General features: G+C 53.1%; 27 protein-coding genes. 19 read left to right on the top strand and 8 right to left on the bottom strand.

Annotated elements, in window-relative coordinates; genetic code table 11:
• Positions 1-236: 236 nt before the first annotated feature.
• The 13 genes from MELB17_RS00140 to MELB17_RS00080 all read left to right on the top strand — a co-directional run bounded on the left by MELB17_RS00140 (position 237) and on the right by MELB17_RS00080 (position 12,087).
• The gene (locus MELB17_RS00140) at positions 237-1,028 is read left to right on the top strand and encodes a GntR family transcriptional regulator (RefSeq protein WP_007348062.1); all 792 of its coding nucleotides are present in this window, start codon (positions 237-239) and stop codon (positions 1,026-1,028) included.
• Positions 1,029-1,194: 166 nt separating this feature from the next.
• Complete coding sequence (locus tag MELB17_RS00135) at positions 1,195-1,995, top strand: SDR family NAD(P)-dependent oxidoreductase (protein ID WP_007348061.1); 801 nt, start codon at positions 1,195-1,197, stop codon at positions 1,993-1,995.
• Positions 1,996-2,008: 13 nt separating this feature from the next.
• Positions 2,009-3,208 (top strand): acyl-CoA dehydrogenase family protein, encoded by a 1,200-nt coding sequence (locus tag MELB17_RS00130; protein ID WP_007348060.1) that lies wholly within the window; start codon positions 2,009-2,011, stop codon positions 3,206-3,208.
• Between the two features lie 4 nt (positions 3,209-3,212).
• Complete coding sequence (locus MELB17_RS00125) at positions 3,213-4,238, top strand: phosphotransferase family protein (protein ID WP_007348059.1); 1,026 nt, start codon at positions 3,213-3,215, stop codon at positions 4,236-4,238.
• The gene (locus tag MELB17_RS00120; protein WP_007348058.1) at positions 4,235-4,600 is read left to right on the top strand and encodes a DUF6285 domain-containing protein; all 366 of its coding nucleotides are present in this window, start codon (positions 4,235-4,237) and stop codon (positions 4,598-4,600) included. The genes MELB17_RS00125 and MELB17_RS00120 overlap by 4 nt, the downstream gene beginning before the upstream one ends.
• 3 nt (positions 4,601-4,603) lie before the next feature.
• Entirely contained in the window at positions 4,604-6,217 is a 1,614-nt protein-coding gene (locus MELB17_RS00115) for an AMP-binding protein (protein WP_007348057.1), read from the top strand.
• Between the two features lie 128 nt (positions 6,218-6,345).
• The gene (locus tag MELB17_RS00110) at positions 6,346-7,569 is read left to right on the top strand and encodes an ABC transporter substrate-binding protein (RefSeq protein ID WP_007348056.1); all 1,224 of its coding nucleotides are present in this window, start codon (positions 6,346-6,348) and stop codon (positions 7,567-7,569) included.
• Positions 7,570-7,647: 78 nt separating this feature from the next.
• Complete coding sequence (locus MELB17_RS00105; RefSeq protein WP_007348055.1) at positions 7,648-8,517, top strand: branched-chain amino acid ABC transporter permease; 870 nt, start codon at positions 7,648-7,650, stop codon at positions 8,515-8,517.
• Positions 8,514-9,461, top strand: coding sequence for a branched-chain amino acid ABC transporter permease (locus tag MELB17_RS00100; RefSeq protein ID WP_007348054.1), 948 nt, complete (start codon positions 8,514-8,516; stop codon positions 9,459-9,461). Before MELB17_RS00105 ends, MELB17_RS00100 begins: the two co-directional genes overlap by 4 nt.
• The gene (locus MELB17_RS00095) at positions 9,458-10,240 is read left to right on the top strand and encodes an ABC transporter ATP-binding protein (RefSeq protein ID WP_007348053.1); all 783 of its coding nucleotides are present in this window, start codon (positions 9,458-9,460) and stop codon (positions 10,238-10,240) included. Before MELB17_RS00100 ends, MELB17_RS00095 begins: the two co-directional genes overlap by 4 nt.
• Positions 10,237-10,941: an ABC transporter ATP-binding protein gene (locus tag MELB17_RS00090; RefSeq protein ID WP_007348052.1), complete on the top strand. Its 705-nt coding sequence runs from the start codon at positions 10,237-10,239 to the stop codon at positions 10,939-10,941. Before MELB17_RS00095 ends, MELB17_RS00090 begins: the two co-directional genes overlap by 4 nt.
• Positions 10,942-10,973: 32 nt before the next feature.
• Positions 10,974-11,666: a TetR/AcrR family transcriptional regulator gene (locus tag MELB17_RS00085; protein ID WP_007348051.1), complete on the top strand. Its 693-nt coding sequence runs from the start codon at positions 10,974-10,976 to the stop codon at positions 11,664-11,666.
• A gap of 178 nt (positions 11,667-11,844) precedes the next feature.
• Positions 11,845-12,087, top strand: coding sequence for an RNA recognition motif domain-containing protein (locus tag MELB17_RS00080; protein ID WP_036183026.1), 243 nt, complete (start codon positions 11,845-11,847; stop codon positions 12,085-12,087).
• Positions 12,088-12,110: 23 nt separating this feature from the next.
• On the opposite strand, the gene MELB17_RS00075 is transcribed toward MELB17_RS00080, so the two are convergent.
• The 3 genes from MELB17_RS00075 to MELB17_RS00065 all read right to left on the bottom strand — a co-directional run bounded on the left by MELB17_RS00075 (position 12,111) and on the right by MELB17_RS00065 (position 14,191).
• Positions 12,111-13,109: an LLM class flavin-dependent oxidoreductase gene (locus MELB17_RS00075; protein ID WP_007348049.1), complete on the bottom strand. Its 999-nt coding sequence runs from the start codon at positions 13,107-13,109 to the stop codon at positions 12,111-12,113.
• 110 nt (positions 13,110-13,219) lie between these two features.
• Positions 13,220-13,507 (bottom strand): YkgJ family cysteine cluster protein, encoded by a 288-nt coding sequence (locus MELB17_RS00070; RefSeq protein WP_007348048.1) that lies wholly within the window; start codon positions 13,505-13,507, stop codon positions 13,220-13,222.
• 36 nt (positions 13,508-13,543) lie between these two features.
• A complete protein-coding gene (locus tag MELB17_RS00065) occupies positions 13,544-14,191 on the bottom strand; it encodes a diaminopimelate dehydrogenase (protein WP_036183022.1) in 648 nt (215 codons plus the stop codon).
• A 270-nt stretch (positions 14,192-14,461) separates the two neighbouring features.
• On the opposite strand from MELB17_RS00065, the gene MELB17_RS00060 reads away from it, so the two are divergent.
• Positions 14,462-14,812: a RidA family protein gene (locus MELB17_RS00060; RefSeq protein WP_007348045.1), complete on the top strand. Its 351-nt coding sequence runs from the start codon at positions 14,462-14,464 to the stop codon at positions 14,810-14,812.
• A gap of 182 nt (positions 14,813-14,994) precedes the next feature.
• Here MELB17_RS00060 and MELB17_RS00055 read toward each other — a convergent pair whose 3' ends face one another.
• The gene (locus MELB17_RS00055) at positions 14,995-16,881 is read right to left on the bottom strand and encodes a methyl-accepting chemotaxis protein (protein ID WP_036183020.1); all 1,887 of its coding nucleotides are present in this window, start codon (positions 16,879-16,881) and stop codon (positions 14,995-14,997) included.
• Positions 16,882-17,281: 400 nt separating this feature from the next.
• Complete coding sequence (locus MELB17_RS00045) at positions 17,282-18,235, bottom strand: DMT family transporter (RefSeq protein WP_007348042.1); 954 nt, start codon at positions 18,233-18,235, stop codon at positions 17,282-17,284.
• Between the two features lie 125 nt (positions 18,236-18,360).
• On the opposite strand from MELB17_RS00045, the gene MELB17_RS00040 reads away from it, so the two are divergent.
• Both MELB17_RS00040 and MELB17_RS26390 read left to right on the top strand, forming a co-directional pair.
• Complete coding sequence (locus MELB17_RS00040; protein WP_007348041.1) at positions 18,361-19,200, top strand: helix-turn-helix transcriptional regulator; 840 nt, start codon at positions 18,361-18,363, stop codon at positions 19,198-19,200.
• A 54-nt stretch (positions 19,201-19,254) separates the two neighbouring features.
• Entirely contained in the window at positions 19,255-19,527 is a 273-nt protein-coding gene (locus MELB17_RS26390) for a PhzF family phenazine biosynthesis protein (RefSeq protein WP_413540273.1), read from the top strand.
• Between the two features lie 158 nt (positions 19,528-19,685).
• Here MELB17_RS26390 and MELB17_RS00030 read toward each other — a convergent pair whose 3' ends face one another.
• The gene (locus MELB17_RS00030) at positions 19,686-21,155 is read right to left on the bottom strand and encodes a PLP-dependent aminotransferase family protein (protein ID WP_007348039.1); all 1,470 of its coding nucleotides are present in this window, start codon (positions 21,153-21,155) and stop codon (positions 19,686-19,688) included.
• Positions 21,156-21,358: 203 nt separating this feature from the next.
• Between MELB17_RS00030 and MELB17_RS00025 the strand changes: the two genes are divergently transcribed.
• Genes MELB17_RS00025 through MELB17_RS00015 form a run of 3 tightly spaced genes read left to right on the top strand, consistent with a single transcriptional unit; the run spans position 21,359 to position 22,870 of the window.
• On the top strand, positions 21,359-21,982 hold the full coding sequence (locus MELB17_RS00025) for a LysE family translocator (RefSeq protein WP_007348038.1): 624 nt from the start codon (positions 21,359-21,361) through the stop codon (positions 21,980-21,982).
• A complete protein-coding gene (locus MELB17_RS00020) occupies positions 21,979-22,248 on the top strand; it encodes a formyltransferase family protein (RefSeq protein WP_007348037.1) in 270 nt (89 codons plus the stop codon). Before MELB17_RS00025 ends, MELB17_RS00020 begins: the two co-directional genes overlap by 4 nt.
• Entirely contained in the window at positions 22,241-22,870 is a 630-nt protein-coding gene (locus MELB17_RS00015; protein ID WP_007348036.1) for a LysE family translocator, read from the top strand. The genes MELB17_RS00020 and MELB17_RS00015 overlap by 8 nt, the downstream gene beginning before the upstream one ends.
• Positions 22,871-22,960: 90 nt before the next feature.
• Here the strand turns inward: MELB17_RS00015 and MELB17_RS00010 are convergent, their stop codons facing one another.
• Together MELB17_RS00010 and MELB17_RS00005 are read right to left on the bottom strand one after the other, a co-directional pair.
• Positions 22,961-23,986, bottom strand: coding sequence for a HipA domain-containing protein (locus MELB17_RS00010; RefSeq protein ID WP_264673206.1), 1,026 nt, complete (start codon positions 23,984-23,986; stop codon positions 22,961-22,963).
• 238 nt (positions 23,987-24,224) lie between these two features.
• Positions 24,225-24,662: a hypothetical protein gene (locus MELB17_RS00005; protein ID WP_007348033.1), complete on the bottom strand. Its 438-nt coding sequence runs from the start codon at positions 24,660-24,662 to the stop codon at positions 24,225-24,227.
• Between the last annotated feature and the right edge of the window lie 186 nt (positions 24,663-24,848).

Here is a 24,848-nt window from a genome sequence, read left to right as displayed (position 1 = left end):
GGGAACAAAGGCAAATAAACTCGTCGACATCAAAGAGCTCCTGTACTTGTTATTGGCTAAGCCTCTTACAATTGGTAATACCAATTTACAACTTAGTGCCGACAGGTTAAAAAAACATCAGGTGCAGTGTCAAACGAAATTTAATAGACATTAGTATACGTAGTCATACGGGGGTATTGATGGAGACAGCAAAACCTTGTTAGATTTAGGAATTGGTCTTACCAAAGGTGTCAAAGATGGAAATGCCACAGATTCGCCAACGCCGGCTATCTGACACGATTATGGATCGGCTGGAAAGCATGATTCTGGAAGGCGCCCTGAAGCCCGGCGAACGGCTGCCCGCAGAGCGGGCTCTGGCCGAGCAGTTTGGGGTTTCACGGCCGTCACTGCGAGAAGCGGTGCAGAAGCTGGTGACCAAAGGGCTGCTGATCAGCCGTCAAGGCGGTGGAAATTACGTCAGCGACAAGCTGGGGTCTAGTTTTAGCGACCCATTACTGGCGCTGCTGGAAAGCCACCCAGAGGCCCATCAGGATTTGCTGGAGTTCCGCCGCACCCTGGAAGCAGATTGTGCCTACTACGCCGCCTTGCGCGCCACCGAAATAGACCGCCAACACTTGCAGGCAGCCTTTGAAGAACTTCAGGCCTGTTACAGCGATAGCCCCCACACCCAAGAGGCTCGTTCCAAAGAAGGCGTTACCGACGCGCGCTTTCACATGGCTATTGCCGAGGCCAGCCACAACATGGTGTTACTGCACACCATGCGCGGCCTGTTTGACCTACTCAAACGCAACGTGGTGACAAACATTGGCGGCATGTACGAACTGCGCGGCGAAACTCGCGAGCGCCTGGTGACCCAGCACAGCGAGCTGTTTCAGGCCATTATGGAAGCACGGCCAGACGACGCCCGGCGCAGCGCAGGCGAACACATCAGCTACGTGCAGGAAGTGTTGGCAAACAATCGCGAAGTGGAAATGCGCACGGCGCGCGCGGAGCGTTATCGGTTTCTGGAAAACTTCGACAAACACTAGTTGCCACCCGAAACACGGCAGACCCTAAGTTTTTCAACCGTTTCGGGACTTCACGATAGGCAATATCCCAGCGCTCATTGAACCACTCTGGCCCAAAAATTTTTTCGCTTACTTTCTTGAATAAATCGAGCGCTCGGTTTATATTTTTGAGCAGAGGGTTTAAAAAATGAATAATTCTAATAAAAAACATCCTGATAACACCCACTGGCCTTTGCGTACTGATGGCAAGATCGCGCTTATCACGGGCGCTGCAGGCGGGTTGGGACAAAGCTTCACCCGCTGTTTGCTTGATACCGGCGCTACCGTCATCGTTAGCGGTCGGCGCTGTGAAGCTCTTAAACGCCTCAAATCAGAATTTCCCGATCATTCCGATCGAATTCATATTGTTCCAATGGACGTTAGTGATGAACTCAGCGTTACACAGGCCTTCGATGTTATGGCTGCCAGAGTTGGCATTCCTGATGTGGTCGTGGCTAATGCTGGTGTGGCCATCAGCAAAAAAGCTCTGAACTGCACAGGTGATGACTGGGACAGCGTTGTCGACACGAACCTTAAAGGCTGTTGGTTGGTTGCTACCGAGGCGGCCCGCCGCTTGTCCGGCGAGGGCCGGCGCGGAAGCATCATAATGATTTCCTCCATTCTCGGGCATCGTGCGGCGGGTAATGTTGCACCTTATGCTGTCGCTAAAGCAGGGGTTGAGCAGTTGACTCGCGTTCTGGCTCTGGAGTGGGCTCGCTATGGTATTCGGGTCAACGCGTTGGCACCTGGTTATATAGAAACTGACCTGAATAGAGACTTCTTTGCCACCGAACCGGGCCAGAAAATGATTCACCGCATTCCGCAGCGGCGCCTTGGGCAGCCAGGCGATCTGTGTGGCCCATTGTTACTTCTGGCATCGGAACTCTCAAACTACATGACCGGCAGCACCCTCGTGGTGGATGGCGGTCATCTGCAATCTTCACTATAAAGAGGTTCTTCCTGTGGATTTCAATCTCAACGCTAAGAACGAGTCTTATCGAGTGCGGATAAGAGACTTTGTGGAACAGAATCTGTTGCCGCTGGAAAGTAATCCAGACGCCTACGATGAACATGAAAACATTGCGCTTGAGCATCTGGAAATCATGCGCACCAAGGCAAAGCAGGAGGGCCTGTGGTGTTTACAGATTCCTGAGCACCTTGGTGGAAAAGGGCTTGATATCTCGGGCATGGCTGCTTGTTATGAAGAAATGAACCGCTCGATTTTTGGCCCAGTGGTGTTCAATTCTGCGGCACCCGATGATGGCAACATGATGGTATTGGCGAAGGTGGCTACTGAAGCGCAACAGGAGCGTTGGCTAAAGCCCATTGTGGAGGGAACGGTGCGATCGGCATTTGCGATGACGGAGCCACCTCCCGGCTGCGGCTCAGACCCCGGCATGATGCAGACAAGTGCGAAGCGTGTGGGTGAAAAATGGGTTATCCACGGGCATAAACACTATATTACCGGCGCTGCCGCAGCCTCTCATTTCATCCTGATTGCTCGAACCTCAGACGATACCAGAAAGGGTTTAACCGCCTTCATGTTCCATAAGGATGATCCCGGGTGGGAGATTGTTCGGCGCATTCCTATCATGGGACCGGAAGAACATGGTGGGCACTGCGAAATCCGGTTCGATGGCTTGGAAATTCCAGATGAGAACCGCCTGATGGAAGTCGGCGATGGCCTTAAGGTTACCCAAATTCGACTTGGAACTGCGCGGCTTACGCACTGTATGCGTTGGCTTGGTTTGGCTCGGCGTTCCCTCGAAATAGCCACCGAATATGTCAATACGCGTGAATCCTTCGGTCAGACACTGGGTCAGCGCGAGGGTGTGCAATGGCTTTTGGGCGAGGCTGCTATGGATATCCAAGTCGGTCGGCTACTGACCATGCACGCTGCGTGGAAGCTGGACCAAGGTGACTTTGCCAGAAAAGAAGTCTCTATGGCCAAAGTGGCGGTCGCCGATACCCTACACAAGGCTGTCGATACCGCCATTCAATTGTGTGGTGCGAGGGGCTACTCCAAAGACACACCGCTGGAATGGATTTATCGCTATGCGCGCCAGGCGCGTCTGGTTGATGGCGCATCCGAGATTCATAAGATGGTATTCTCAAAAACATTGTTGGCTGAGCGCGCTGATTTCTGGCGCTGGGGAGTGTAAACCTATGTCTGAGCTTGCGGAGGTTTTTAACCAGTTTATTGTTCACCAATCTGGTGCTCGAAGCGCCAAAGTGATTGCGTTTAATAAGCTCTCCGGAGGTGCCATTCAAGACAACTTTGGATTGAGTCTGGACATTGAAGGTGGGGTGCAATCAGGTCTTCAGGAATTTGTGGTGCGACAAGATGCCCCTTCAGGCATTGCGGAAAGCTTGTCCAGACCCGAGGAATTTCGGGTGCTCGAAGCAGCGTTTAAAGCAGGTGTTACGGTCCCGAAACCGCTTTGGCTTTGCGAGGATCTTGATGTCAGCGGGCAGCTTTTTTACGTCATGACCTTGGCGGGTGGGAGCGCATCACCACGCCAATTGGTTAAGTCAGATTTAACGGCTGAGCAACGCTGTATTATTGTGCGTCGGCTAGGTGCAGAGCTTGCCAAATTACATACAGTGCGACCACCCATGCGTTCACTGGATTTTCTGACATTGCCTGATCAAGGCGATGCAGCGCTGAGCCGTGTAGCGACTTACCGGCGACACCTTCAGGAAATTGCGGAACCGCACCCCGTTCTGGAGTGGGCGCTAAACTGGTTGGAAGACAACACGCCCGAACCGGGTCCAACGGTGCTGTGTCACTGCGATTTTCGAACCGGAAACTACATGATGGCGGGTGAAAAGCTGACAGCTATCCTGGATTGGGAGTTCGCCGCCTGGAGTGACCCAGCGGAGGACCTTGGTTGGTTTTTCAGCCGAAGTTGGCGGTTTGGTGCGAATGAGCGGGAAGCCGGTGGAGTCGGTGAGAAGCGGGATTTTCTGGACGGCTACCGCGAAGCTGGTGGCACTGATATTGATTCGGCAGCCGTTAGTTATTGGGAGGTGATGGCGCTTATGCGCTGGGCCATCATCGCGCTTCAACAGGCGCGTCGGCACATCTCCGGCGAACAACGCTCGTTAGAGTTGGCGCTGACGGGTCGAATGGTCGCTAAGATGGAGTTTGATTTGTTGACTCAGATTCAGGAACTGGAGGACAACCAGTGATTAATCGACCGGACAACCATGACCTATTGATGGAAGCTCGCCAAGTGCTGCTCAACTCACTGACACCAGAACTCACCGGCGCGCGAAAATACGAAGCGTTAATGATTGCTAACGTCATGAGTATGGCAATACGCGAGCTTGGGCAAAGCGAGCAGGCCAAGGTGGAGGAGGCAGACCAGGCTGTTAGCACATTTTTAGAGGCTCGATCTCAACCGAATCCTAATGTTGAAGGCGAAACATCTCTCGCCGAGGCGATTCGTAAGCGTCGGCTAGATGGTAGAGAACCGGCCCTGCGTGACGTTCTACGAACTTTAACGGAGGCTCGTTTGGGAATAAACAGCCCGGGCTACCTGAAGCGATGAAACATGAATAAGTACAAAAAGTTCGACAGAACACGCGCCAATTTTTCCGCACTGACACCACTTACGTTGCTACAGCGCTCGGCAACTGTGTATCCGGATAAACAGGCCGTAATCGATGTCGACCTGGTGCTTTCCTATGGTGAGCTATACCGACGCTGCTGCCAGATGAGTGATGCGCTGAGACGCAGAGGTGTTAATCCCGGAGATACGGTCGCCATACTAAGCCCGAATAGCCACGAGATGCTTGAGTCTCACTACTCCGTGCCGATGGCAGGTGCCGTCATTAATACGATTAATATTCGCCTGGATGCCGCAACGCTCTCCTTTATTTTAGGGCATGGCGAGGCGCGTGTGCTGTTCTATGACACAGATTGGGAGGATGTGGTGCGTGCAGCGGTCTCGGAGCTGGAAGCGCCGCCACTTCTGATTTCTATCGAGAGTAAAGCGGGCGTGAGTGATGGACTTGCACAACAGGATTATGAAAACCTTCTGTTAGAGGGGAATGCGGAGGCCAGTTGGCAGCGCCCCAATGACGAGTGGGATGCTATTGCTCTGAACTATACATCGGGTACAACGGGTAATCCGAAAGGCGTGATTTACCACCATCGTGGTGCTTTTCTGGCCGCGATGACCAACTCCATGGTGTTTCAAATGACGCCTGAGACGGTCTACTTGTGGACTCTTCCGATGTTCCATTGCAATGGTTGGGCCTACACTTGGGCGATAACGGCAGTGGGTGGAACCCACGTTTGTCTCCGGGATGTGGACCCGATGAACATTTATCGCCATATCGAGACTTACCGAGTGACTCATATGTGCGGAGCGCCGGTGGTAATGAACATGTTGCTGCAAGAGCTCGGGCGAGAAAAGCTGAAGCTGTCCCGTTCGACCCAGTTCGCTTTGGGTGGTGCAGCACCCCCGAGCAGTGTGATTCGAAAAGCGGAAGAGATCGGTTTTCAGATTACTCACCTCTACGGTTTGACCGAGACGTTTGGTCCATCCGCATTGTGCGTGCCCCAGCCCGAGTGGCAGGCCCTTCCGCTGGAACAAAGAGCATTGAAAATGTCCCGTCAGGGCGTTTCCACCCATGGGCTGGATGAGATTGCTGTTCTCGATGTTGTTAGTGGTGAATCCGTGCCTGCTGATGGCAAAACCATGGGTGAGATCTGTATTCGGGGAAACACCGTGATGAAGGGCTATCTGAAAAATCCGGAAGCGACCGCCAATGCCTTTCGTAACGAATGGTTTCACACGGGCGACCTGGCGGTCATGCACCCTGACCACTACGTCGAGATTCGGGACCGGGCCAAGGATGTAATCATATCCGGCGGAGAGAACATTTCTAGCCTTGAGGTTGAGGAAGTGCTTTACCGCCACCCACAGGTCTCCGAGGCTGCTGTAGTCGCAATGGCCGATGAAAAGTGGGGCGAAGTACCTTGTGCTTTTGTCCATCTGATTGACGATAGTGAAGAGATAACATGCGAGGACATTATAGCTTTTTGTAGGGAGCACATGCCGCATTTCAAGGCGCCCAGGAAGGTGGTGTTTGGTGAGTTGCCGAAAACCGCTACCGGAAAGATACGCAAAAATATTCTTCGGGATTCGCTGTTCCCATAATAAGTCTGGCCGTGGTCAGAAGGAGGTTGCGATAGCATCAAAAACGTTTTCAACAAAGTGATTCGGGCCTAAAACACTGGGTTCGAAAGTTCCGCTGAAAATAAAGACAATAAGGAAGGAACATTACAATGATAAAAACACGTGTAAAAAAAATCCTGGTTGCGATAACCGCAGCCGCTGCGATGGGTGCCGCAAGCACCAGTTACGCGGAGGAGCCAATTCGCATAGGGGGAATCTACATTCTCTCTGGCAGCGCTGCGACCTATGGTGAGTTTGCCCAGAAGGGCATTAACCTCGCGGTCGATGAAATCAACGCCTCTGGCGGAATTCTAGGCCGGCAAGTCGAGATGGTCTACGAAGATAGCCAGGGTAAAGCGTCGGTGGCCATACAAGCAGCCCGCAAATTAGTGTACTCGGAAGGTGTTGACGCCTTGGTAGGGCTGGATAGTTCCGGCGTCGCCCAGGGCATGGTGCCGACAATGCCCGAGCTGCAGAAACCACTCATTATTACCCATGCAGCCACTCCCGATGTTACCGGAAAACTGTGTAATGCGTTCACCTACCGTATAAGTGTAAATGTTGCCCAGAACATGAAGGCCGCTGCTCTAGTGGCTGAAAAACTTGATGCCACTAACTGGACGACTATCGGCCCTGACTATGCTTTCGGTCACCAATCCTGGGAGTTTTTCGGAAACTACCTGAAAGAGCTCAAACCTGACGTCAACCTGATGTCGGAGACCAATTTCCCACGTTTTGGAGCTGAAGATTTTACGCCCTTCATTGATCGGGTGATGGACTCAGATGCCGACGGTGTTCTTATCTCTGTTTGGGGTGGTGATCTGGTTAACTTCATTCGCCAGGCCAACAATCGCGGATTCTTTGAAAAAGACTACGAACTGCTGTTTACCGTCGGTGCGGCGACCGAAGTGTTATCGGCTCTTGGCGACGAGATGCCGGAAGGCGTGCACCTTTCTACCCGGTACTGGTACGACGCTTATGATAACGACGTCAATGCCCACTTTGTTAAGGCGTATGTCGATGCCTACGACGTTCCGCCCAGCTATAACGCTGAAGGTGCCTATGCCGCTATTTATGCCTATAAAAAGGCAATGGAAGCAGCGGGCACTACTGATGCCTCTGCAGTTGCAAAGGCACTTAGTGGGATGAGCATGGAAGCTCCGAACGGCACGATTACGTTCCGCAAAGGCGATAACCAGGCAATGGTCAGTCCGAACTGGGGTATTTCAGGCCCAATGAATTCCAAGTACGGTATCCGCACACTGACTGATCTGCAGATCTTTGACGGCGAAGATGTGGCTCGCTCTATCGAAGAGACCGGTTGCAATCTCTGAATTAGAGATTGCCTGAACGATTGCCGTGGCGCCCATTGGGTGCGTCACGGCACCGGCCCTAACGAAACGAGGTAATCCATGTCTGGCATCGGATCGGCGTTGCTGAATAGTCTTGATATCGGGCTTCTGCTGTTCATTATCGCAGTGGGACTGAATATCGTGTTTGGTGTTTTAAACATCATCAACTTTGCTCACGGAGCGCTCTACATGCTGGGGGCGTACCTGGCATTTACCCTGATCAACATAGTAGGAATGCCGTTTTGGGCAGCGCTGCTATTGGCTCCGCTTGGCGTGGCTATATTGGCGGTTCTCATCGACCGGTTTTTATTACGGTATATTTATTCCAGGGATATAGCAGACAGTTTGTTACTCACTTTCGCACTTTTGTTAATCATTAACGAGAGCGTGCGAATGATCTGGGGCAGTGGAATTCAGGTTGTTCAACCACCTCAGCTGCTGGCCGGGTCGATGGATATTATGGGTAGTTCCATACCGACATACAGCCTGTTTGTGATTGTCATGGGCCTGGCGCTGCTGGCTGGCCTCTGGTTCCTGTTTAACCGGACCCGAATCGGTCGAATCATGCGTGCTGCCGCTCTGGATCGCGATATGGCAGAGGTCTTGTGTATCAATACCCGGCTGGTGGTGACGGGTGTGTTTGCCTTTGGCGCCTGGCTTGCGGCTGTCGGCGGTGTGATTGCAGCTCCGATGCGTGCACTGGATCCTGGCATGGGTGACAAAATTATTATCGAATCCTTCATTGTGGTGGTAATCGGTGGGCTTGGAAGTTTCCCCGGGGCCTTGCTTGGCGCCATTATTCTCGGGCTGATCCATGGCTTTGGTGGTCGTTATTTTCCAGAGGTAAACATGCTTTTGCCATTTTTGGGAATGGCGCTGGTTCTGCTGTTCAAACCTAATGGCATTATGGGCAAAGGGGCAGCGGCATGAAGATCAAGATTTTATGGGCCTTGCTGACTTTGGTGATTGCGGGGCTGATTGCGGTGCCGTGGATTGCCTCTTATTTTTATATTTTCATTTTTACCGAGATTCTTATTCTAGGCTTGTTCGCAGCCAGTTTTAATCTGATTTTTGGCTATACAGGAATGCTGAGTTTCGGGCATGCGGCCTTCTTCGGTATCGGCTCCTACGCCATGGCGCTGGTGCTAATATATCTGGAGTGGCCGTTCGTCGTCGGCCTGCTGGTATCCATGGGTGTCTCCGCGCTATTGGCCTTGATCATTGGTTTCTTCTGCGTTCGGCTGAATGAAGTGTATTTCGCCATGTTGACTCTGGCCTTTGGCATGATGGTTTTTGCTATTGCATACCAGTGGCGCTCAGTCACCAATGGCAGTGACGGACTAGCGGGCTTTTCCCTGGGCTCATTCGGGCTCGGGCTTGATCTGACTCTGGCGAATCCAGCTGTCTACTATCACGTGGTGCTAGCCATTGTTGTTATTGCCTCGGCGGTGCTATATCTGGTTTGTCGTAGTTCATTCGGCATGATTCTGAGAGCTATTCGCCAGAATCCTGAGCGGGTGTCATTTGCCGGCCTGAATGTGCGCACTTATCGGTTGGTGGCCTTCGTGATTGCAGGCTCTTTTGCTGGCTTGGCAGGTGGTCTGATTGCTCCGTTCCTTCGAGTTGCGAGCCCTGAACTGCTGCATTGGTCGATGTCTGCAGAGCCGATACTGATGGCTATTCTGGGTGGCACAGGCTACTTTTTGGGACCGTTCGTTGGCTCGGCGGTGTTTGTACTGCTGGAAACCTGGATAACCAGCTTTACCGAGTCCTGGATGCTTGTTCTCGGTATTATCCTCGCCCTGATGGTTATTTTCTTCCGCAAGGGCTTACTGGGCACCGTCCTTGACTGGTGGATGGAGATAAAGAAATGACTAATCCAATTCTCACAATATCAAACCTCACCAAACGTTTTGGCGGAAACGCTGCGGTTTCGAGCATCAATCTGGACGTCATGCGGAAGGAGACCATGGCTATCATCGGCCCCAACGGCGCTGGCAAAACGACGTTTTACAACATGGTTTCTGGCCGGATGCAGCCCTCTGAGGGCAATATCACGCTTGATGGTAAAAACATTACTGGCCTGCCACCCCATAAAATTAGCAAATTGGGAATTTCACGTTCTTTTCAGATCAACAACATTTTTCCTGAGATGACGGTTCAAGAAAACGTTGAAGTGGTGTTGTCGGCTTACCACGGCCACAGTCGCAAGCTGTTTAATATTGCCTCTCGTAACACCGGCATTCAGCAGGAAGCGGTAGAGCTCCTCAAGCGCCTGGGTGTCGATAGCCTCAAGGATCAACGTGCCGAGGTCATCAGTTATGGCGACAAGCGTCTGTTAGAGATAGCGATGGTTCTGGCGACGCGTCCAAAATTGGTTCTGCTGGACGAGCCAACGGCAGGAATGACGCCGGAGGAAACCCGACGAACCACAAGACTGATCAAAAGTCTGGCAAACAGTGGCGACTATACGTTCCTCATCACCGAGCATGATATGGATGTGGTCTTCGATTTAGCGGATCGCATTCTCGTCATGCACCGTGGTGAAAAGTTGTTTGCAGGCACTCCAGCGGAAGTGAAGAGCCACCCCGAGGTTCGACGTGCCTACTTGGGTGAGGAAGAAGACGAAGTGACCGAGGAGACCGGCGCATGATTCTTGATGTTCGCAATATCCAGACGTTCTATGGCGAAAGCCAAGCGCTTCAAGGCGTTACTCTTCAACTGGAAGAGGGTGAGACTGTTTGTCTACTCGGCCGGAACGGAGCCGGAAAGAGTACAACACTGAAAAGTATTATCGGCTTAACACCTCCTCGATCTGGTGAGGTGATCTTTAACGGCAAGCGAATTCAGGGTTTGCCGCCGCACCGAATTGCCCGTTCAGGCATTGGTTATGTGCCGGAGGATCGCCGGATTTTTCCCAGTCTGAGCGTCCGGGACAACCTCGAAGTGGCCGCTTATCAGCGCAGGGGGAGCGCCGCCCACTGGACAGTGGATAATATCCTCAAGAAATACGAAATGTTGGGAGAGCGAGAAGATCAAGACGGAGCGACTTTGTCTGGTGGACAGCAGCAAATGCTGGCGGTAGCTCGTTCGTTGATGACTCAGCCCAGGCTGTTGTTGCTGGATGAACCCAATGAGGGGCTGGCCCCGGTTATTGTGCAGCAGATCGGGGAGTTAATTGACGATCTTAGTCAGACAACGACCATAATATTCACTGACCAGAATGTTCGATTCGCACTGAAACATGCCCAGAGAGCCTACATTCTGGAAAAAGGGCAGGTTGTCCATCAAGCCACTAGTGACGAACTGCGAGCTGACCAGACCACTCAAGACAGATTCTTGTCGGTCGCGTAATTTGGCTTGGAATAATCGCCGCAGGAGCGGATATGATTGAAAATTATGAAGCGTTTCGCGGCGAATTGAGCCTGTCGAAGGAGGATGTGATCCGTGATGTTTACCGTCAAAACAAAGACCGCATAAGCATTAAAAAGGAGGCAACTGCGGTCAAAAACCTGACACGGATTATTGAGTCAACACTTCGACTGGCCAATTCCAAGGGTTTTCATGCGATGACATTGAGAGATTTGTGCGCCGATTCAGGGATGAGCATGGGCGGGTTATACGCCTACATTAGCAACAAAGCCGACCTGATTCATTTGATTCAAAGCCACGGTTTTATTATCACGCGCCGGACTCTTCTTCATTACACCAGCCAGGTCGAGGATATACGCGATCGATTGTTTGCCGCCATCAAGGCCCATCTATATCTGAGCGAACAAATGCGGGCCTGGTTCTATTTTTCCTACATGGAAGCAAAGAGTCTACCGGCTCCAGAAAAGCGTGACGCTGTTGCGATCGAACTTGAAATCGAAGAGATCTTTCTGGATTTGATTGAAGATGGCATCAAAGCAAAGATATACGAAGCAAAAAACGCACGTTTAGTTTCCCTAATGACAAAAGCCTTGTTGCAGGATTGGTATTTGAAACGCCGAAAATATCGTGATCAAGGCGTTGGCGTCGACGACTACGCTGTATTTGTGAGGGATGTGATTGAAAACTATTTGCTCTGGAAACGCTGAGTCTCCCCTGTGAGGACTATTAGTTTAGCGAACCCGAAATTTTTGTGTGAGCGCGCTTACATCAACGGAAAAAGGCTTCCCAAAAACGCAAAGTTGGCTGTTGCGCTTGTTCTTATCCAGCCATACTGAAACAATCCCGGGCATCACTTTCTATCACCCCCTATCACTATGGCCAACCATGCAACTATTAGTTCGTAATCTCGCCCGCACCACCACCGAACAGGAAATCCGCGAGCTATTTGAGGCACACGGCACCGTGACCGAGTGCACTCTGGTTCTGGATAAAGAAACCGGAAAATCAAAAGGGTTTGGTTTCGTTGAGATGCCCGACGCAAAACAGGCAAAATTAGCCAAGGCAAAGTTGCACGAGACGCGTCTGGGCACCAACAAAATACGGGTAAAAACGGCTCAGGAAAAATAACTAGCCAGAGTTTTAAGGCCCGGCTAATTCTTGAGAGCAGCCAGAATCTCAAACGAACGCAAGCGGTCTTGCTGGTTATAGAGATCGCAGGTGAAAAGAAGCTCGTCCGCCTGGGTGTGCTGCAAAAGCGTTTGCAGCTTTTGTTTGACGGTGTCGCCACTGCCAATCATTGCCAGGCCCAAAAAATCTCGCACGGTTTGCTCTTCCTGGGGATGCCACAGGCCATCCATGCTCGCCACTGGCGGGCGCATCTTCAGGCTCTGGCCACGGATTAACGACAGTATGCGTTGATAGGTGGTGGTGGCCAACAACTCGGCTTGCTCATCGGTGTCGGCCGCAACCAAGGGCACACCCAGCATTACATAGGGCTTGTCCAACAATTTCGACGGCTGAAACTGGCTGCGGTATATGTCTATAGCCTGCATCATCATGCGCGGCGCAAAATGCGACGCAAAGGCGTAAGGCAAACCCTTTTTTGCCGCCAGTTGTGCGCTGAACAAGCTGGAACCCAACAACCAGATCGGCACGTTGCTGTCCACACCCGGCATAGCCACGACCTTTTGGCCGGGTTGGCGCGGCCCCAGAAAGGCCTGCAGCTCTTCCACGTCCGCAGGGAAATCATCCACACTTCCGCTCAGGTGTTTGCGCAAAGCGCGGGATGTGAGTGGGTCAGTGCCTGGCGCACGGCCCAAGCCCAGGTCAATACGGCCCGGGTAGAGCGCCTCCAGAGTGCCGAACTGTTCGGCGATAACGATGGGCGCGTGGTTTGGCAGCATCACGCCCCCTGCCCCCACGCGAATTTTCTGCGTACCCGCCGCCAAATAACCAACCACAACCGCGGTGGCGGAGCTGACAATGGCGTCCATATTGTGGTGTTCGGCCACCCAGTAACGGTTGAAGCCTAACTGTTCTGCATGTTTGGCCAGCGTCAGTGAGCGCTGCAAAGCCGGCGCTGCGCCTTCATCGTTGTCTTTTGTGGAGGCTAAATCCAATACTGAAAACGCCACGTCGTGTATGTTCATTGCCAATCACCCTTTCACTTCATGCTGTTGCGATTTGAATAGCTCGCGTAATAGTAGCTAATTAATACAATAACACACCAACACGGGCAATAAGGCTTACAGACGGGACACTAAGGAACGGCACGCTCGACTATGCACTCGTAACCGCCCATTTCGAATTCACGGCAGATAAACGGGCGCTTCTGATAAATTGAGCAAGACATGGTGTTGCGGTCCAGCGCGGCGCACCAGCCGTCGTCCAGTCGGGCCATGGTGCGGCTGCCCCACTGGTCCGTTGCGATGAAACGCTCAGGCACGCCGGTCTCTGTAATCAGCATGACTTCGAGGCGACAGCAGCAGGCCTCGCAGCTTGAGCAGCTGATGGTGCTGTCTGGCAGGTTCTCGGCTTCAATCCTCATTAGAATGCGCCATTGTATTCTCCGCGGGCGTTGTGATCAGAGCAGCTCTTTACGCAGCTGCGACGGACTTTTGGGTGACAGCAAACCCGGTGCAACGTCAAACACGGTTTTGGCTCCAATCTCACCTGAGCGCGCCAGCCTGTAAACAGCCCGAGAGTAGGCTACCAGAACACTGGCGGTGAACTCGAGGTTACTGCCTAGAGCCAACGAGCACTCGATGGTCTGTTTGCTTTGGGTACCGGTATCGGTTTTACCTTCCGGCAAAATGGTTTCACCAAACAGACGGTTCAGTGACATCAGACCGGGGTCCCAGCCCACAGCCAAAAGCGCAATGTTGCCAGACTTTTGCGCGGCATCATCCTGTGCTGCAAAGTATTCATTCGCTTTTTCATGGGTGTCAAAACTGTCCACCGTGTTAAAAAACTGCGTCAGGTATGGCCCCTGTTCCGGTAGATCGGTTTTAGAGCCGCCACACAGAATCATCACATCCACTTCATCCTGATACTGCTCGACATCCGCCATACCGTATACCGGCACCTTTTGATCTAAAAGTGTCACGCTGGCAGAATCACGGCGGCTAAACACACAAATCAGCTCCATGTCCGAATTTTGTGCCAAAGACGCTTCCACGCCCCGGCCCAAGCTACCATAACCGGCAATGGCTACTCTTATCTGATCTGTCATGGTGATTGAATCCATTTTCTTAAAACGATTTTGTATGCGAGAACGCAGCTTCGAGGGCTTCGCAGACGCCTAGTTCGTAGGTAAGCGCATAAAATAAACCCATAAAATTAACACGATGATACGCGAACTTTCAGTCTGCATCAGAAAGTACCGTTTGGCACTTCCAAAAACGGATGACCGCGCCACCACAAAAGCCTTAAAAGTGCGCTTAAGCGCCATAACAGCATTGCTGTTATCATCTTAATTCAGAGATCTTACCAAGAGGGATTTATGGAAATTCAACGATTTGAAACAGGCACGCGGATGAGCCGCGTTGTTGTTCACAATCAAACCGTGTATCTGGCTGGCCAAGTCGGCAACGCCTCGGATGACGTAGCTGACCAAACCCGTGAAGCACTTGCCCGCGTTGATGCACTATTAAAGAGCGTTGGTTCTAGCCGTGAAGATTTATTGCAGGTGATCATCTGGCTGTCTGATATGGCTGACTTTGAGGCTATGAATTCGGTGTGGGACGCGTGGGTACCGGCTGGCCATGCCCCTGCCCGGGCTTGTGGTGAAGCACGCTTGGCAAGGCCTGAATTAAAGGTTGAATTGATCGTTACGGCCGCAGCAAGAGGCTGATTTGATAGAAGCCGCAGCATCATGCTGCGGCTCTGGAACTTGAACAGAAACAGCCTGAATTTCGACCGAGATAGCCGTTAAGGCCCTGCACCTGATCACTTTTCTGCGTCAGGATACCAGCAGATACACCGCCATCGGCACAGCTCCGATGAAGAGGCTATGGAACGTCTACGGCTTAACTCTTAAACCCTGAAGCGGGAAACGTTCTTGCTTAGGGTTTGGCCGATGGTTTCAATATGACCACTGTACACATCGTTCTCACTTGCGGCAGCGGCAGCTTCTTGGCCCTGGTCTGCGATGCGCGTGATTGAGGCGTTGAGCTCTTCGGTCACTGAGGTTTGCTCTTCAGAAGCCGTCGCAATTTGCATTGTCATCTGGCTAATGGACGTTATTGCATCAGCCACCCGGTTCAATGCATCCATAGCGTCCTGAGCTTTTTCCATGCTGACATTGGAGACAGCCTTGGACGCGTTCATCCCAGCGACGGCATCGTTAGCCCCCTTTTGCAGGCGCTCAATCATGCTGTTTATCTCTTTGGTGCTGGTCTGGGTTCTTTGGGCCAGATTTCGCACCTCGTCCGCTACCACGGCAAATCCGCGGCCGGCGTCGCCTGCACGGGCCGCCTCTATAGCAGCGTTCAGTGCCAGCAAATTGGTTTGTTCTGCAATTCCCTGAATCACTTCAAGCACCGAGGTAATCGAGGTTACATCTTTGCCCAAATTGTTGATGACTTCGGCTGCAGCATTCACTTCTTGCGCCAGTTTTCGCACCGCATCCCTGGATTGGCCGACGGTTTCCAATGAAGCCCGGCTTTCTTTATCGGCCGTATTAGCCGCATCGGCTGTTTGCTGAGCATTCTGGGCGATTTCACCTGCGGCCGCGGACATTTCGTTGATGGCAGCTGCCACCATATCCACTTCGGCTTGCTGGCCTTCAACGCTCAACCGGCTTGCGCTGGCGGTCTTTTTCAATGCGACCACATTCGTTGCGAGGTCATCACTGCCACTTAGAACATCGTGCACGACCACTTGAATATTTTCGATAAAGCTATTGAAGCTGCCCGCGAGTTCTCCGAATTCATCCTTGGCACTGGCATCCAGGCGCTGGGTTAAATCGGCCTCACCAGAGCTGATGTCTGCCATTGCAGAGTTCAAGCGCCGCACTGGGGCCATCAGTATTTTGATACCCGCGTGTAAAATGAACAGCGATACCAACAAACCCACGAGCGCAATGATCATCCCGGTCATGCGGGCGCTCTGCATGGGGGCGTTGATTTTGTCAACGTTCACAAAAGTGCCCAGATACCAGTCGACGCCTCGCGCATTCTTAATCGGGTGAAAAGCGACTCGCCACGCCACATCGCCTGACTCATAGAATTGACTAAGCCCGTCAAACTTGGGCGGCACGCCAATCAAATCTTTAATGTTTTCTCCGATCAACTTGCTGTCGGGATGGAACAGGACAACACCTTCATCATTAATCAGGCCCACGTAGCCAGTGTCTGCAAGCGTTATGGTACCAAGCATTTTTTTGATAGCGCTCAAGCTTATATCCGCACCTGCCACACCACCGTTACTTCCACCGCTAACAGGCGCCAGAGCGGTAATGATCATTTCGCCGCTCGACGCGTCGCGATATGGCTCGGTAAACGAAGCCTTACCTTCCGCCATGCCTTTTTTGTACCACGGGCGACCGCGGGGGTCGAAGCCAGCTGGGAGCGTTGCTTCCGCAGCCGTTGACTCCATCAGCATGCGACCCTCTTTATTACCGAGATACACATTAATAAAGCCACCGCCGGTAGAAACGGTTTGTAAAATATTACGCCTCTGCTCATCACTCTGTGCGTTTCCCAGACTTTCCGCCACAGCCTCTGTCATCACCAACCGGGTATTAAGCCATTCAGCGATACTGGACGTGTTCTTCGCCACAGCGTCTTTGGTCAGTGCGTCGACGTAGGTGCTCGTTGTGCTTTTCAGCCGCATGTCGCCAACAATGGTAATAGCGCCCATGACAAGCACTAATATTATGCCAAATGTGACCAAGAGCTTTTGCCCGAAAGTTAGTTGCACAGTATGTCCTCGTCTTTTTGGAGGCAGGTTATGAAGAGTACTCGTATAGGTATGGCTATCGGCAGGTGCCGCGATGTCTTTAGTGAATTCTACGACTGATTAAAGGCGAACCACAGCAACACAGAATCCCCTTGGTCTGTCAAAGATTGCAGCGGGCCGTTTGGCAAGACGATTGAATGCTCAAGCAGCTGTGGACTCATAATAAAGTTGGTATCTTTGTGACAGCGAAAGCTTACCCAGCAGGGGCAATACCAATTGGTGGTGGCCATGGGAATGTTGTTTTCCTTCATTACCATAGCTTCGTAGGTGGAGATTAACGTCGGATGTCGCCATATAAGAAGTATATTCGAATGACGCCGCATAGAGGAGCAACTAGGCACCGACTAGCGCCTCGTCTGTATTAGCGAATTGCGTCTTCCCGAACCACTGCCTCCGCCTGGGTGGGCGTCGCCGGATGTCCGGGCGTCTCCGCAAGCTCGTTGATGCCGCGCTTGCGGGGACGCCAGAACATGATCACGTTCCCTACAAGGATCAGGGCGACCCCGATCATGGCGAGCGATGTCCAATTGTAGCCCTCGAACACGGTCGAGATTGCAAGTGCGACGATTGGGAATAACACGGTTGCATAGCCCGCCCGTGCCGATCCGATCCGTGCGACAAGCACGAGGTAGGTGGTGAAGCCGACCACTGACCCGATCACCGCAAGATAGACCAGCGCTATCCAGTAAACCGGCTTCGTCGAGAGGATCACTGGCTGCCCGCTCGCTAGGATTAAACCCATCAGTGCGAGTGCACCGATGCCCATGCCCCAGCTGTTGGCGCTGACAGGTGTGATGCCCAGGCCGCTGTTTCGCCGCGATGCCATGTTCCCGAAAGAGAACATCAGCGTTCCAAACACGGCCCAGCCGATTCCCTTAAGCGTAGCGACGTCGAAGCTGGCAACGAGATCGGTCCAGAAGATCAGCACCAATCCGGTCGCGCCCACACTGCCCGCCAGAATAGTCTGTATTGTGATCCGATCGCCAAAGAGCAGCCGTGCGTTGATCGCATTGAAGATTGACGCCAGCGAGAAGACAATCGACACCAGCCCCGACGGGATCAGCGCGGAGGCTTTGTAAAGACCGATGAAATTAAAACAGAATAGGCAAAGGGCCTGAAGAACAACGAAACGCCAGATGGTCGGGCGCTTAAGCCGCCGCATCAGCGCGAGCCCAGCCAGCATGATCAGCCCGGCCAGCGCGGAACGGAAAAAGATGGACACGATGGTCGGTACCTCACCGATCTGTGCCGCGATACCGATCCAGGTAGTCCCCCAAATGAGAACAGTGGTTATAAACAGCGTTATATTGTTCATAGTAGGCCTTCAACTTTCTCTTGATGGCACTACGCTAACCTCTTTTCCTATTCGAGTTTTGCACATTCTTGCGGTATTTTTTTATGAATTAACCCATTGCGATTATGCTTTGGTAAGCTTGAATCATGCTTCGAACAGTTGAACATTTCCTTGGCCGCTCAAACGCCGAAAATCTCGCCACCAAGATGAGCCTGGGCGCGGGGTGCAGTGTCGCAATCTGGGAAAACCAGAACGATCACGTACGATACGAAGCACCGCATAATCATACCCTCAGTCTGTACCTGAAGGGTGGGACAGGAACACGACGGCTCGATGCTGGCAAGGTATCCGGCTGGCCCGGCGCGGTCTGCATCATGCCTGCGGGACAAAGTTCGGAGTGGGAGATCACCAAACGGTTCCGCTTCGTTCATCTCTACCTTTCAGACGAAAGGCTGCGCAGTATGTTCTCGGAAGCTCATGACTGCGACGCCCGCCAGCTTGATCTCACCGAGGCCAACTTCGTCGACAAGCCAAACGTCGCGCAACCGCTTGCCGAACTCGCCCGCGCCGCAATGTCGAACAACATGCTTCACGCGGAAGGCGCACTGACGGATCTGATCGGGGTGCTTCCAGGTCGCAAGGCACGCCTCCTCGGGGGTCTCGCGCCTCATGTATTGCGCCGAGTGGAGGATTATATCGAAGCCTATCTCGCCACGACCATTCATCTTAAGGACCTTGCGCTGCTGGCCAACATGTCCGAGTTTCACTTTCATCGGATGTTCCGTCTCGTGCGTGGTTGTCCACCCCACGCGTGGATTACCAGGCAGCGAGTACGTCGTGCGAAGCAGCTCCTGCGCTCGGACACACCGGTTGCAGAAATTGCCGTTGATTGTGGCTTTTCGAGCCAGAGCCATCTGACCCGAGTTTTCCGTAATCAGACCGGCCGAACGCCAGCACAATTCCGCAAACTCCTTCGCGATACGTGACGTTACTCAGCGATTCGTGCGACATGGTGCGCGTGCGCAACCCTCGCCCTGGGCTTGCTACGCAGTCGCATGTTCTCGACAGAAGGTGGGATTCGTGAAGACCCCGCTACCGGAAGCGCTGCAGCAGCGTTGGCAGGATATCTCGCGGCGGCTATGCCAGGCTCTGGTCTATGGTGCTGGGAAATCCACCAGGGCATAGAGATGGACCGGCCCAGCCAAATCTTCGCCGAGGCAAAACGCAGCCTTAATGCTACGCAGATCCGTATTGCTGGGCAGGCAGTGATCATTGGTAGCGGTAGACTTCATCCAGGATCGGCAAACCCTTAATGACGCCTAAGTCATTGGGTAATCCCCCCCATTTTCAGAGGGGCAAATTTCTAACTCAAAGCATTAGACACGCCCAACACGAAACCTCGATCGCGTGGCTGCAATACTATGCAGTTGAGCGTGCATTTCGTACTTGTGAAAAGGCCGCTTGCTACAGGTCAGGTGTTCGCCGCTACTGTTGTTCCTGCTGTCCCGACGCGGACGTCGCTCGGCTCCTGTTCCATGAGTTGGCCGATGGTCTGACCGACCTTCAGCACCGCCATCTCCACTTTGCGAGTGGGCAGGTTGGCGAAGTTCATCCGAATGCAGTTACGGTATTTTCCCGTCGCCGAGAAAATATTGCCGCTCGCCACTTGTACGTTTTGGGCTTCCAGCAGGCGGTTGAGGGCATAGGTGTCGAACTCTTCCGACAGTTCGATCCACAGCGTAAACCCCCCCTGGGGTTGGCTGACTCGGGTGCCCGCCGGGAAATAGCGGTTGACCCATTCGCTCATCAGGTCGCCGTTGCGCTTGTATTGTTTGCACATACGGCGCAGGTGCTGGAGGTAATTGCCCTTGGCGATGAATTCGGCAATCGCCAACTGGGGTTGTGTCGCCGTGGTGCCCGAGCCAATGTATTTCATGTGCAGCACCTGCGGCAGGTAGCGTCCCGGGGCGATCCAGCCGACTCGAAGGCCGGGTGCCACTGTCTTGGAAAATGAACTGCACAGCAAAACCCGATTGTCCTCATCAAAGGACTTCAGTGAGCGCGGCCGCGGATAGCGATGTGATAGATCACCATAGATATCGTCTTCAATGATCGGCACGTCAAAACGCTGGGCCAGGCGGACAAGCTTGAGCTTGCGATCGTCGGGCATGATGTAGCCCAGGGGGTTGTTACAGTTGGCAGTCAATTGGATAACTTTGATCGGCCATTGCTCCATGGCCATTTCCAAGGATTCCAGGTTGATGCCAGTGACAGGGTCAGTGGGAATCTCCAGTGCCTTGAGGTCGGCGGCCTTGAGGATTTGCGTGATGCCGTGATAGCTCGGCGAGGCAATGGCAACGATGTCGCCGGGCACGCAAACCGCGCGTATGGCGGTAGACAGGGCTTCCTGGCAACCGCTGGTGACGATTATGTCGGCCGGGGTCAGGCTGCAGCCCGAATCAATGGACAGCCGAGCGATTTGTTCACGCAATGCCAATACGCCCTGGATGTGGTTGTACTGCAGGCTTACGCTGTCACTGCGCCGGCTGATACGGGCCATTGTAGTCAGCAGCGGCTTGAGGGTGGGCGCGGTTATATCCGGCATGCCGCAACCCAACTGAACAATACTGGCACTCTGATCGAAGCGCATCAGCTCCCGAACCATGTCCCATTGGGAAATGTTCACCGGCCGCAAGATCGGACGGTCCATTTGCGGTAATGGCGCCACTCGCCTGTCGGCGGGAACGAAGTAACCCGACCTGGCGCGCGGTATCGCCAGCCCGGAACATTCCAATACACGGTAGGCCTGTTGCACGGTTGTCAGGCTGACACCGTGCTCATGGCTGAGGGCACGTACAGAGGGTAGACGCTCGCCAGGCCCGTACAGGCCCTGCTCGATGCGGCTGCTGATGAATTTGGCGAGGTTCAGATAAAGAGTCATAACTCTGACTGTAGCTTTTCGTTTGTTGCTTGAAAAGCGACAGATAGGGGGGTTTTTAAAATTTTTATACGAAAAAAGGCAGTCTGTATTTAAAAAATTCATCACTTCTGTATCTGTAATACACCTCGGTGCCTTGGGATAATATGTCCTATAAAGATCCGCAAGTTCCTGGCGCCGCTGACGCTGATCGATGGAGCGTGACAATGCAGAACCTCGATTACTACTCGATCATTTTGTTCGTGATCGCCACATGCGTCACGCCAGGGCCTAACAACGTGATGTTGATGTCATCGGGGGCGAATTTCGGGATGGGCCGCACGATTCGGCATCTGGCAGGGATCAACATCGGTTTTCCGCTAATGTTGGTGGCAGTCGGGCTGGGCGCTGGGGCAATTTTTCGGCAATACCCGTGGCTGCAGGACGGACTGAAAGTGATAGGCGCGGTGTACCTGCTGTATCTGGCCTACCAGATAGCCAGCGCCCCCGTGGTGGACATGGATGATCAGTCGGGCAAACCCTTGGGATTCGCCGCTGCGGCGTTGTTTCAGTGGGTCAACCCGAAAGCCTGGGTTATGGCCGTGGGCGCGGTACTGGCCTTCACCTCGCCCTTGGGGCCCTTCAGTGTGCAGGTTTTACTAATTGCTCTGCTGTTCTTTTTGTTCGGTTCACCCTGTTCATTGCTTTGGGTATTTTTTGGACAGTATTTGCGACGTTTCCTGACTCGGCCGCAGTGTTTAAAGGCGTTCAATATCACCATGAGCCTGGTGCTGTTGATATCGTTGATTCCGGTTCTAAGAGGCCTGCCATTCCCGCAATGGGGGTCTTGAACCCACAGAAAAGTTGTCAAGACGCAACCGGTGCGATCAATCTACACCCGGCGGCGCCCACGTATCGAGGCCTGGGCAGCCAGCACTACGCGATCTACTACAACGATGAAACCTACGGTCCGACCTGCCATCACCTGGCGCCTTCGGTCGACAGCGGGCAGATTATCGATGTCGCGCGCTTCCACGTAGCGCGGGCCGAGACCGCATCGTCGTTGCGTTTGCACGTGGGCGCTGACGCGATGGGTATGAGAGGGTTTTATGTTTGAGTTTTCGAGTTTCGCTGCCGCACTGGGGGTTTACGTGATCGGCACCGCCAGCCCGGGGCCAGGCAACCTGGCGATTGCCAATACCTCGCTCAATTACGGGCGCACACCGGGCCTGGCATTGGCCGCCGGGGTCATTTCCGGGTCGTTGTGCTGGGGTGCAATGACAGCTGCCGGTGTTTCGGCGCTGTTGCTGTCCAACCTGCAGGTGCTGGTGTGGTTGAAGATATTGGGCGCCTGCTATCTGTTCTTCCTGGCCGGGAAGTCGATCCGCAGTGCGCTGGCGCACAACGCCGTGATCGTCGCGCGTACGCAGGACAAACAGACGCGCAACCTGGGCTTCTATTTGCAAGGGCTGGGCATTCACTTGACCAACCCCAAGGCGACCTTGACCTGGTTCACCGTGACCACTGTCGGGCTGAGTGCCAGCGCGCCGATCTGGGCCAGTTTTATCCTGGTGGCGAGCTGTGCGGTTTTGGGGGGCGTGATTTTCTGCACTTATGCACTGGCCTTCTCCGCGCATTCGGCGGAACGGTTTTTCATCCGTACCCGTAAATCGTTCGGGCTGATTTGCGCTGCCTTTTATTCGATGGTGGCCATCGGTTTTCTCAGCTCGTTGTTCTGAGGCACTGGTAGAAATTTCAGCCATAAAGCGAGAGACTATAATGCACTTCCGGGCACTAACTCGGCAATTGCCTGACTGTAGTGAAAACAGTCAGTGCAGCTCATCCCGGTTATCGGGGGCAGTAGAGCCAAGCGTATCAAACTCACCGTTGCCTTCGGGCTTTATATCTTCTGCATTTCTGGTCACCGTCTTATTAATCGGCATGCTTAACATGAGTTTTGCTGAGCTTTCGACGTCAAAATCAACCAGCTCAATGCGCTCAATGCGCTCAATGCGCTCAATTAGGATGCTTCGAGCGTCGAATTTTTGCTGGGTTATATCCGTAATTGGAAATGAAAAATTCGCGCTTTCTCCTGCACGCATCTCCTTATTCCGCAATGTATCTATTGTTTCTCCGTTTCGCGAATACGCTCTTACGCCGTCTGGGCGAGCCATATTATTTGACACGGTCAGACCATCAATTTTTTCGTTAGTTTTACTGAATACCTCGATGGTGTGACCTTCTATATTGTTCTCTGCGCCATGTGTTGATAGCGACATTTGTATTATCGTAGGCTGCCCAACCTGTATTCGGGTTTCGTAAGCTTTTATCCACGCTGAATACTTCGGTACCAAGCCAATGCTAAGTTGGAGATCAACGTTTTTTTTGCTATTCGTATCGGTCTTTAAAAATTTAATCGTCCACTCGCCAGGCTTTGGATCAACTATTCTTGGAAACCCCCATTGGTTTACACGTGCTTTAGGAGGGGAATTTCTAGAAGGAATAAAATAACCTTTGCCAGAAGAGCTTGACATGGTCATTTTTGCTTTTTGCGGTGCCACGTTGCCCAGGGCTATCAGTGGATACGCGGAAATCACATCATACAGGGGCGTCATGCGGTAGGCAGATCCGGGCTCAATGAACAGGCTGAAGTTTTTGGCGTGGCCGTCAATGGCTGCCAGCAACCAGAACAGAATCTGCGCCTTGAAGAACAGCTCTCGATCTTTTCTGGCTTGCTGGGAGCCAAGTAGAAGTTTCATCCCATCCTTGATGCCCGGGCCGCCGTCACTTTCGTACTTTATCGCTAGCGCTACACCAAGTGTCTGACAAAAATCCTCTTGGGGTAGTCGCATCAACCAGGTGTTGTCCTGCGACCTTAGCCGCGCCAGGGTCGCGGGCAATACGCGGCATCAGTTGTATCTTTTTATAGTAGCGTATCGACCGACAGACAGGCCGGTACGCCGGGCGGCCCAGCACGGCGCAGCCGGGTAGCCAGCCATCAAACGCTTTTGCCTTGGCGTAGCCAAGCCCAACCGGCGATTTCGGCCACCGCCGCGGCCGCACAAGCCGCGGCGGTGGCCAGGTAGGAGCGGGTCATCGAACAGGTTCGGCCGCTCCCACCAAGCGACAGCCACCCCAGATCAACACGGCGAATACCAGATGCGGAATGATCGCCGCGACAATCAGCTTGGGTGTCACCGCCAAACCGAGAAAGCCCCAGTCGGCAATGGGCATGAAGATCACCAGTGCTGAAAGCCAAAGCGCGGCCGCCAGATACAGAGCTGGTATGAAGCGGATCGCGGGTGAGAGCCGCACATAGACCAGAGTCCAGAAGATTACCCAGACGGCATGGAAGACGAAGCCCACAGGTAGAGGGAGGGTGGTGCCGAAGATCGACTCGGCGAACGCCAGACCCAGCGGTTCGGGTAATGGCGAGATGCCGTTTTTGATCGCGACGAGCATGAGCACGGCAGCAATGATGGCCGTGACGAAGCCGACGCCAATAACCTTGAGGTCGCGTTGAATATTCATGTTGTGTCCTTTTCGGTTGTTTTGGATGTCTCGGCGCAGGCGGGACCTGTGGTGGACCCCTGAGTCAAGACATTAATTGACTGGGTTTAAGTTGTGCATTCGACTTCACTTGCAGCTGGCCGGCGCTGCCCCGTGTTTGCCTTTGCTTTGGCTGTTGCCGTTGTGTCTGATCTGGCTTCTGCGGTG

The sequence above is a fragment of the Marinobacter sp. ELB17 genome, from assembly GCF_000169375.1.
GTDB lineage: Bacteria > Pseudomonadota > Gammaproteobacteria > Pseudomonadales > Oleiphilaceae > Marinobacter.
Note: the sequence above shows the minus strand (reverse complement) of the source record. Positions and strands in the feature narration are given on the sequence as shown.

What these genes read in the sequence shown, in the direction of transcription:
- MELB17_RS00140 (WP_007348062.1), top strand. Translation starts at nt 237, where the DNA reads ATGGAAATGCCACAGATTCGCCAACGCCGGCTATCTGACACGATTATG.
- MELB17_RS00135 (WP_007348061.1), top strand. Translation starts at nt 1,195, where the DNA reads ATGAATAATTCTAATAAAAAACATCCTGATAACACCCACTGGCCTTTG.
- MELB17_RS00125 (WP_007348059.1), top strand. Translation starts at nt 3,213, where the DNA reads ATGTCTGAGCTTGCGGAGGTTTTTAACCAGTTTATTGTTCACCAATCT.
- MELB17_RS00115 (WP_007348057.1), top strand. Translation starts at nt 4,604, where the DNA reads ATGAATAAGTACAAAAAGTTCGACAGAACACGCGCCAATTTTTCCGCA.
- MELB17_RS00110 (WP_007348056.1), top strand. Translation starts at nt 6,346, where the DNA reads ATGATAAAAACACGTGTAAAAAAAATCCTGGTTGCGATAACCGCAGCC.
- MELB17_RS00105 (WP_007348055.1), top strand. Translation starts at nt 7,648, where the DNA reads ATGTCTGGCATCGGATCGGCGTTGCTGAATAGTCTTGATATCGGGCTT.
- MELB17_RS00100 (WP_007348054.1), top strand. Translation starts at nt 8,514, where the DNA reads ATGAAGATCAAGATTTTATGGGCCTTGCTGACTTTGGTGATTGCGGGG.
- MELB17_RS00095 (WP_007348053.1), top strand. Translation starts at nt 9,458, where the DNA reads ATGACTAATCCAATTCTCACAATATCAAACCTCACCAAACGTTTTGGC.
- MELB17_RS00090 (WP_007348052.1), top strand. Translation starts at nt 10,237, where the DNA reads ATGATTCTTGATGTTCGCAATATCCAGACGTTCTATGGCGAAAGCCAA.
- MELB17_RS00085 (WP_007348051.1), top strand. Translation starts at nt 10,974, where the DNA reads ATGATTGAAAATTATGAAGCGTTTCGCGGCGAATTGAGCCTGTCGAAG.
- MELB17_RS00080 (WP_036183026.1), top strand. Translation starts at nt 11,845, where the DNA reads ATGCAACTATTAGTTCGTAATCTCGCCCGCACCACCACCGAACAGGAA.
- MELB17_RS00075 (WP_007348049.1), bottom strand. Translation starts at nt 13,109, where the DNA reads ATGAACATACACGACGTGGCGTTTTCAGTATTGGATTTAGCCTCCACA.
- MELB17_RS00070 (WP_007348048.1), bottom strand. Translation starts at nt 13,507, where the DNA reads ATGAGGATTGAAGCCGAGAACCTGCCAGACAGCACCATCAGCTGCTCA.
- MELB17_RS00065 (WP_036183022.1), bottom strand. Translation starts at nt 14,191, where the DNA reads ATGACAGATCAGATAAGAGTAGCCATTGCCGGTTATGGTAGCTTGGGC.
- MELB17_RS00060 (WP_007348045.1), top strand. Translation starts at nt 14,462, where the DNA reads ATGGAAATTCAACGATTTGAAACAGGCACGCGGATGAGCCGCGTTGTT.
- MELB17_RS00045 (WP_007348042.1), bottom strand. Translation starts at nt 18,235, where the DNA reads ATGAACAATATAACGCTGTTTATAACCACTGTTCTCATTTGGGGGACT.
- MELB17_RS00040 (WP_007348041.1), top strand. Translation starts at nt 18,361, where the DNA reads ATGCTTCGAACAGTTGAACATTTCCTTGGCCGCTCAAACGCCGAAAAT.
- MELB17_RS00030 (WP_007348039.1), bottom strand. Translation starts at nt 21,155, where the DNA reads ATGACTCTTTATCTGAACCTCGCCAAATTCATCAGCAGCCGCATCGAG.
- MELB17_RS00025 (WP_007348038.1), top strand. Translation starts at nt 21,359, where the DNA reads ATGCAGAACCTCGATTACTACTCGATCATTTTGTTCGTGATCGCCACA.
- MELB17_RS00015 (WP_007348036.1), top strand. Translation starts at nt 22,241, where the DNA reads ATGTTTGAGTTTTCGAGTTTCGCTGCCGCACTGGGGGTTTACGTGATC.
- MELB17_RS00005 (WP_007348033.1), bottom strand. Translation starts at nt 24,662, where the DNA reads ATGAATATTCAACGCGACCTCAAGGTTATTGGCGTCGGCTTCGTCACG.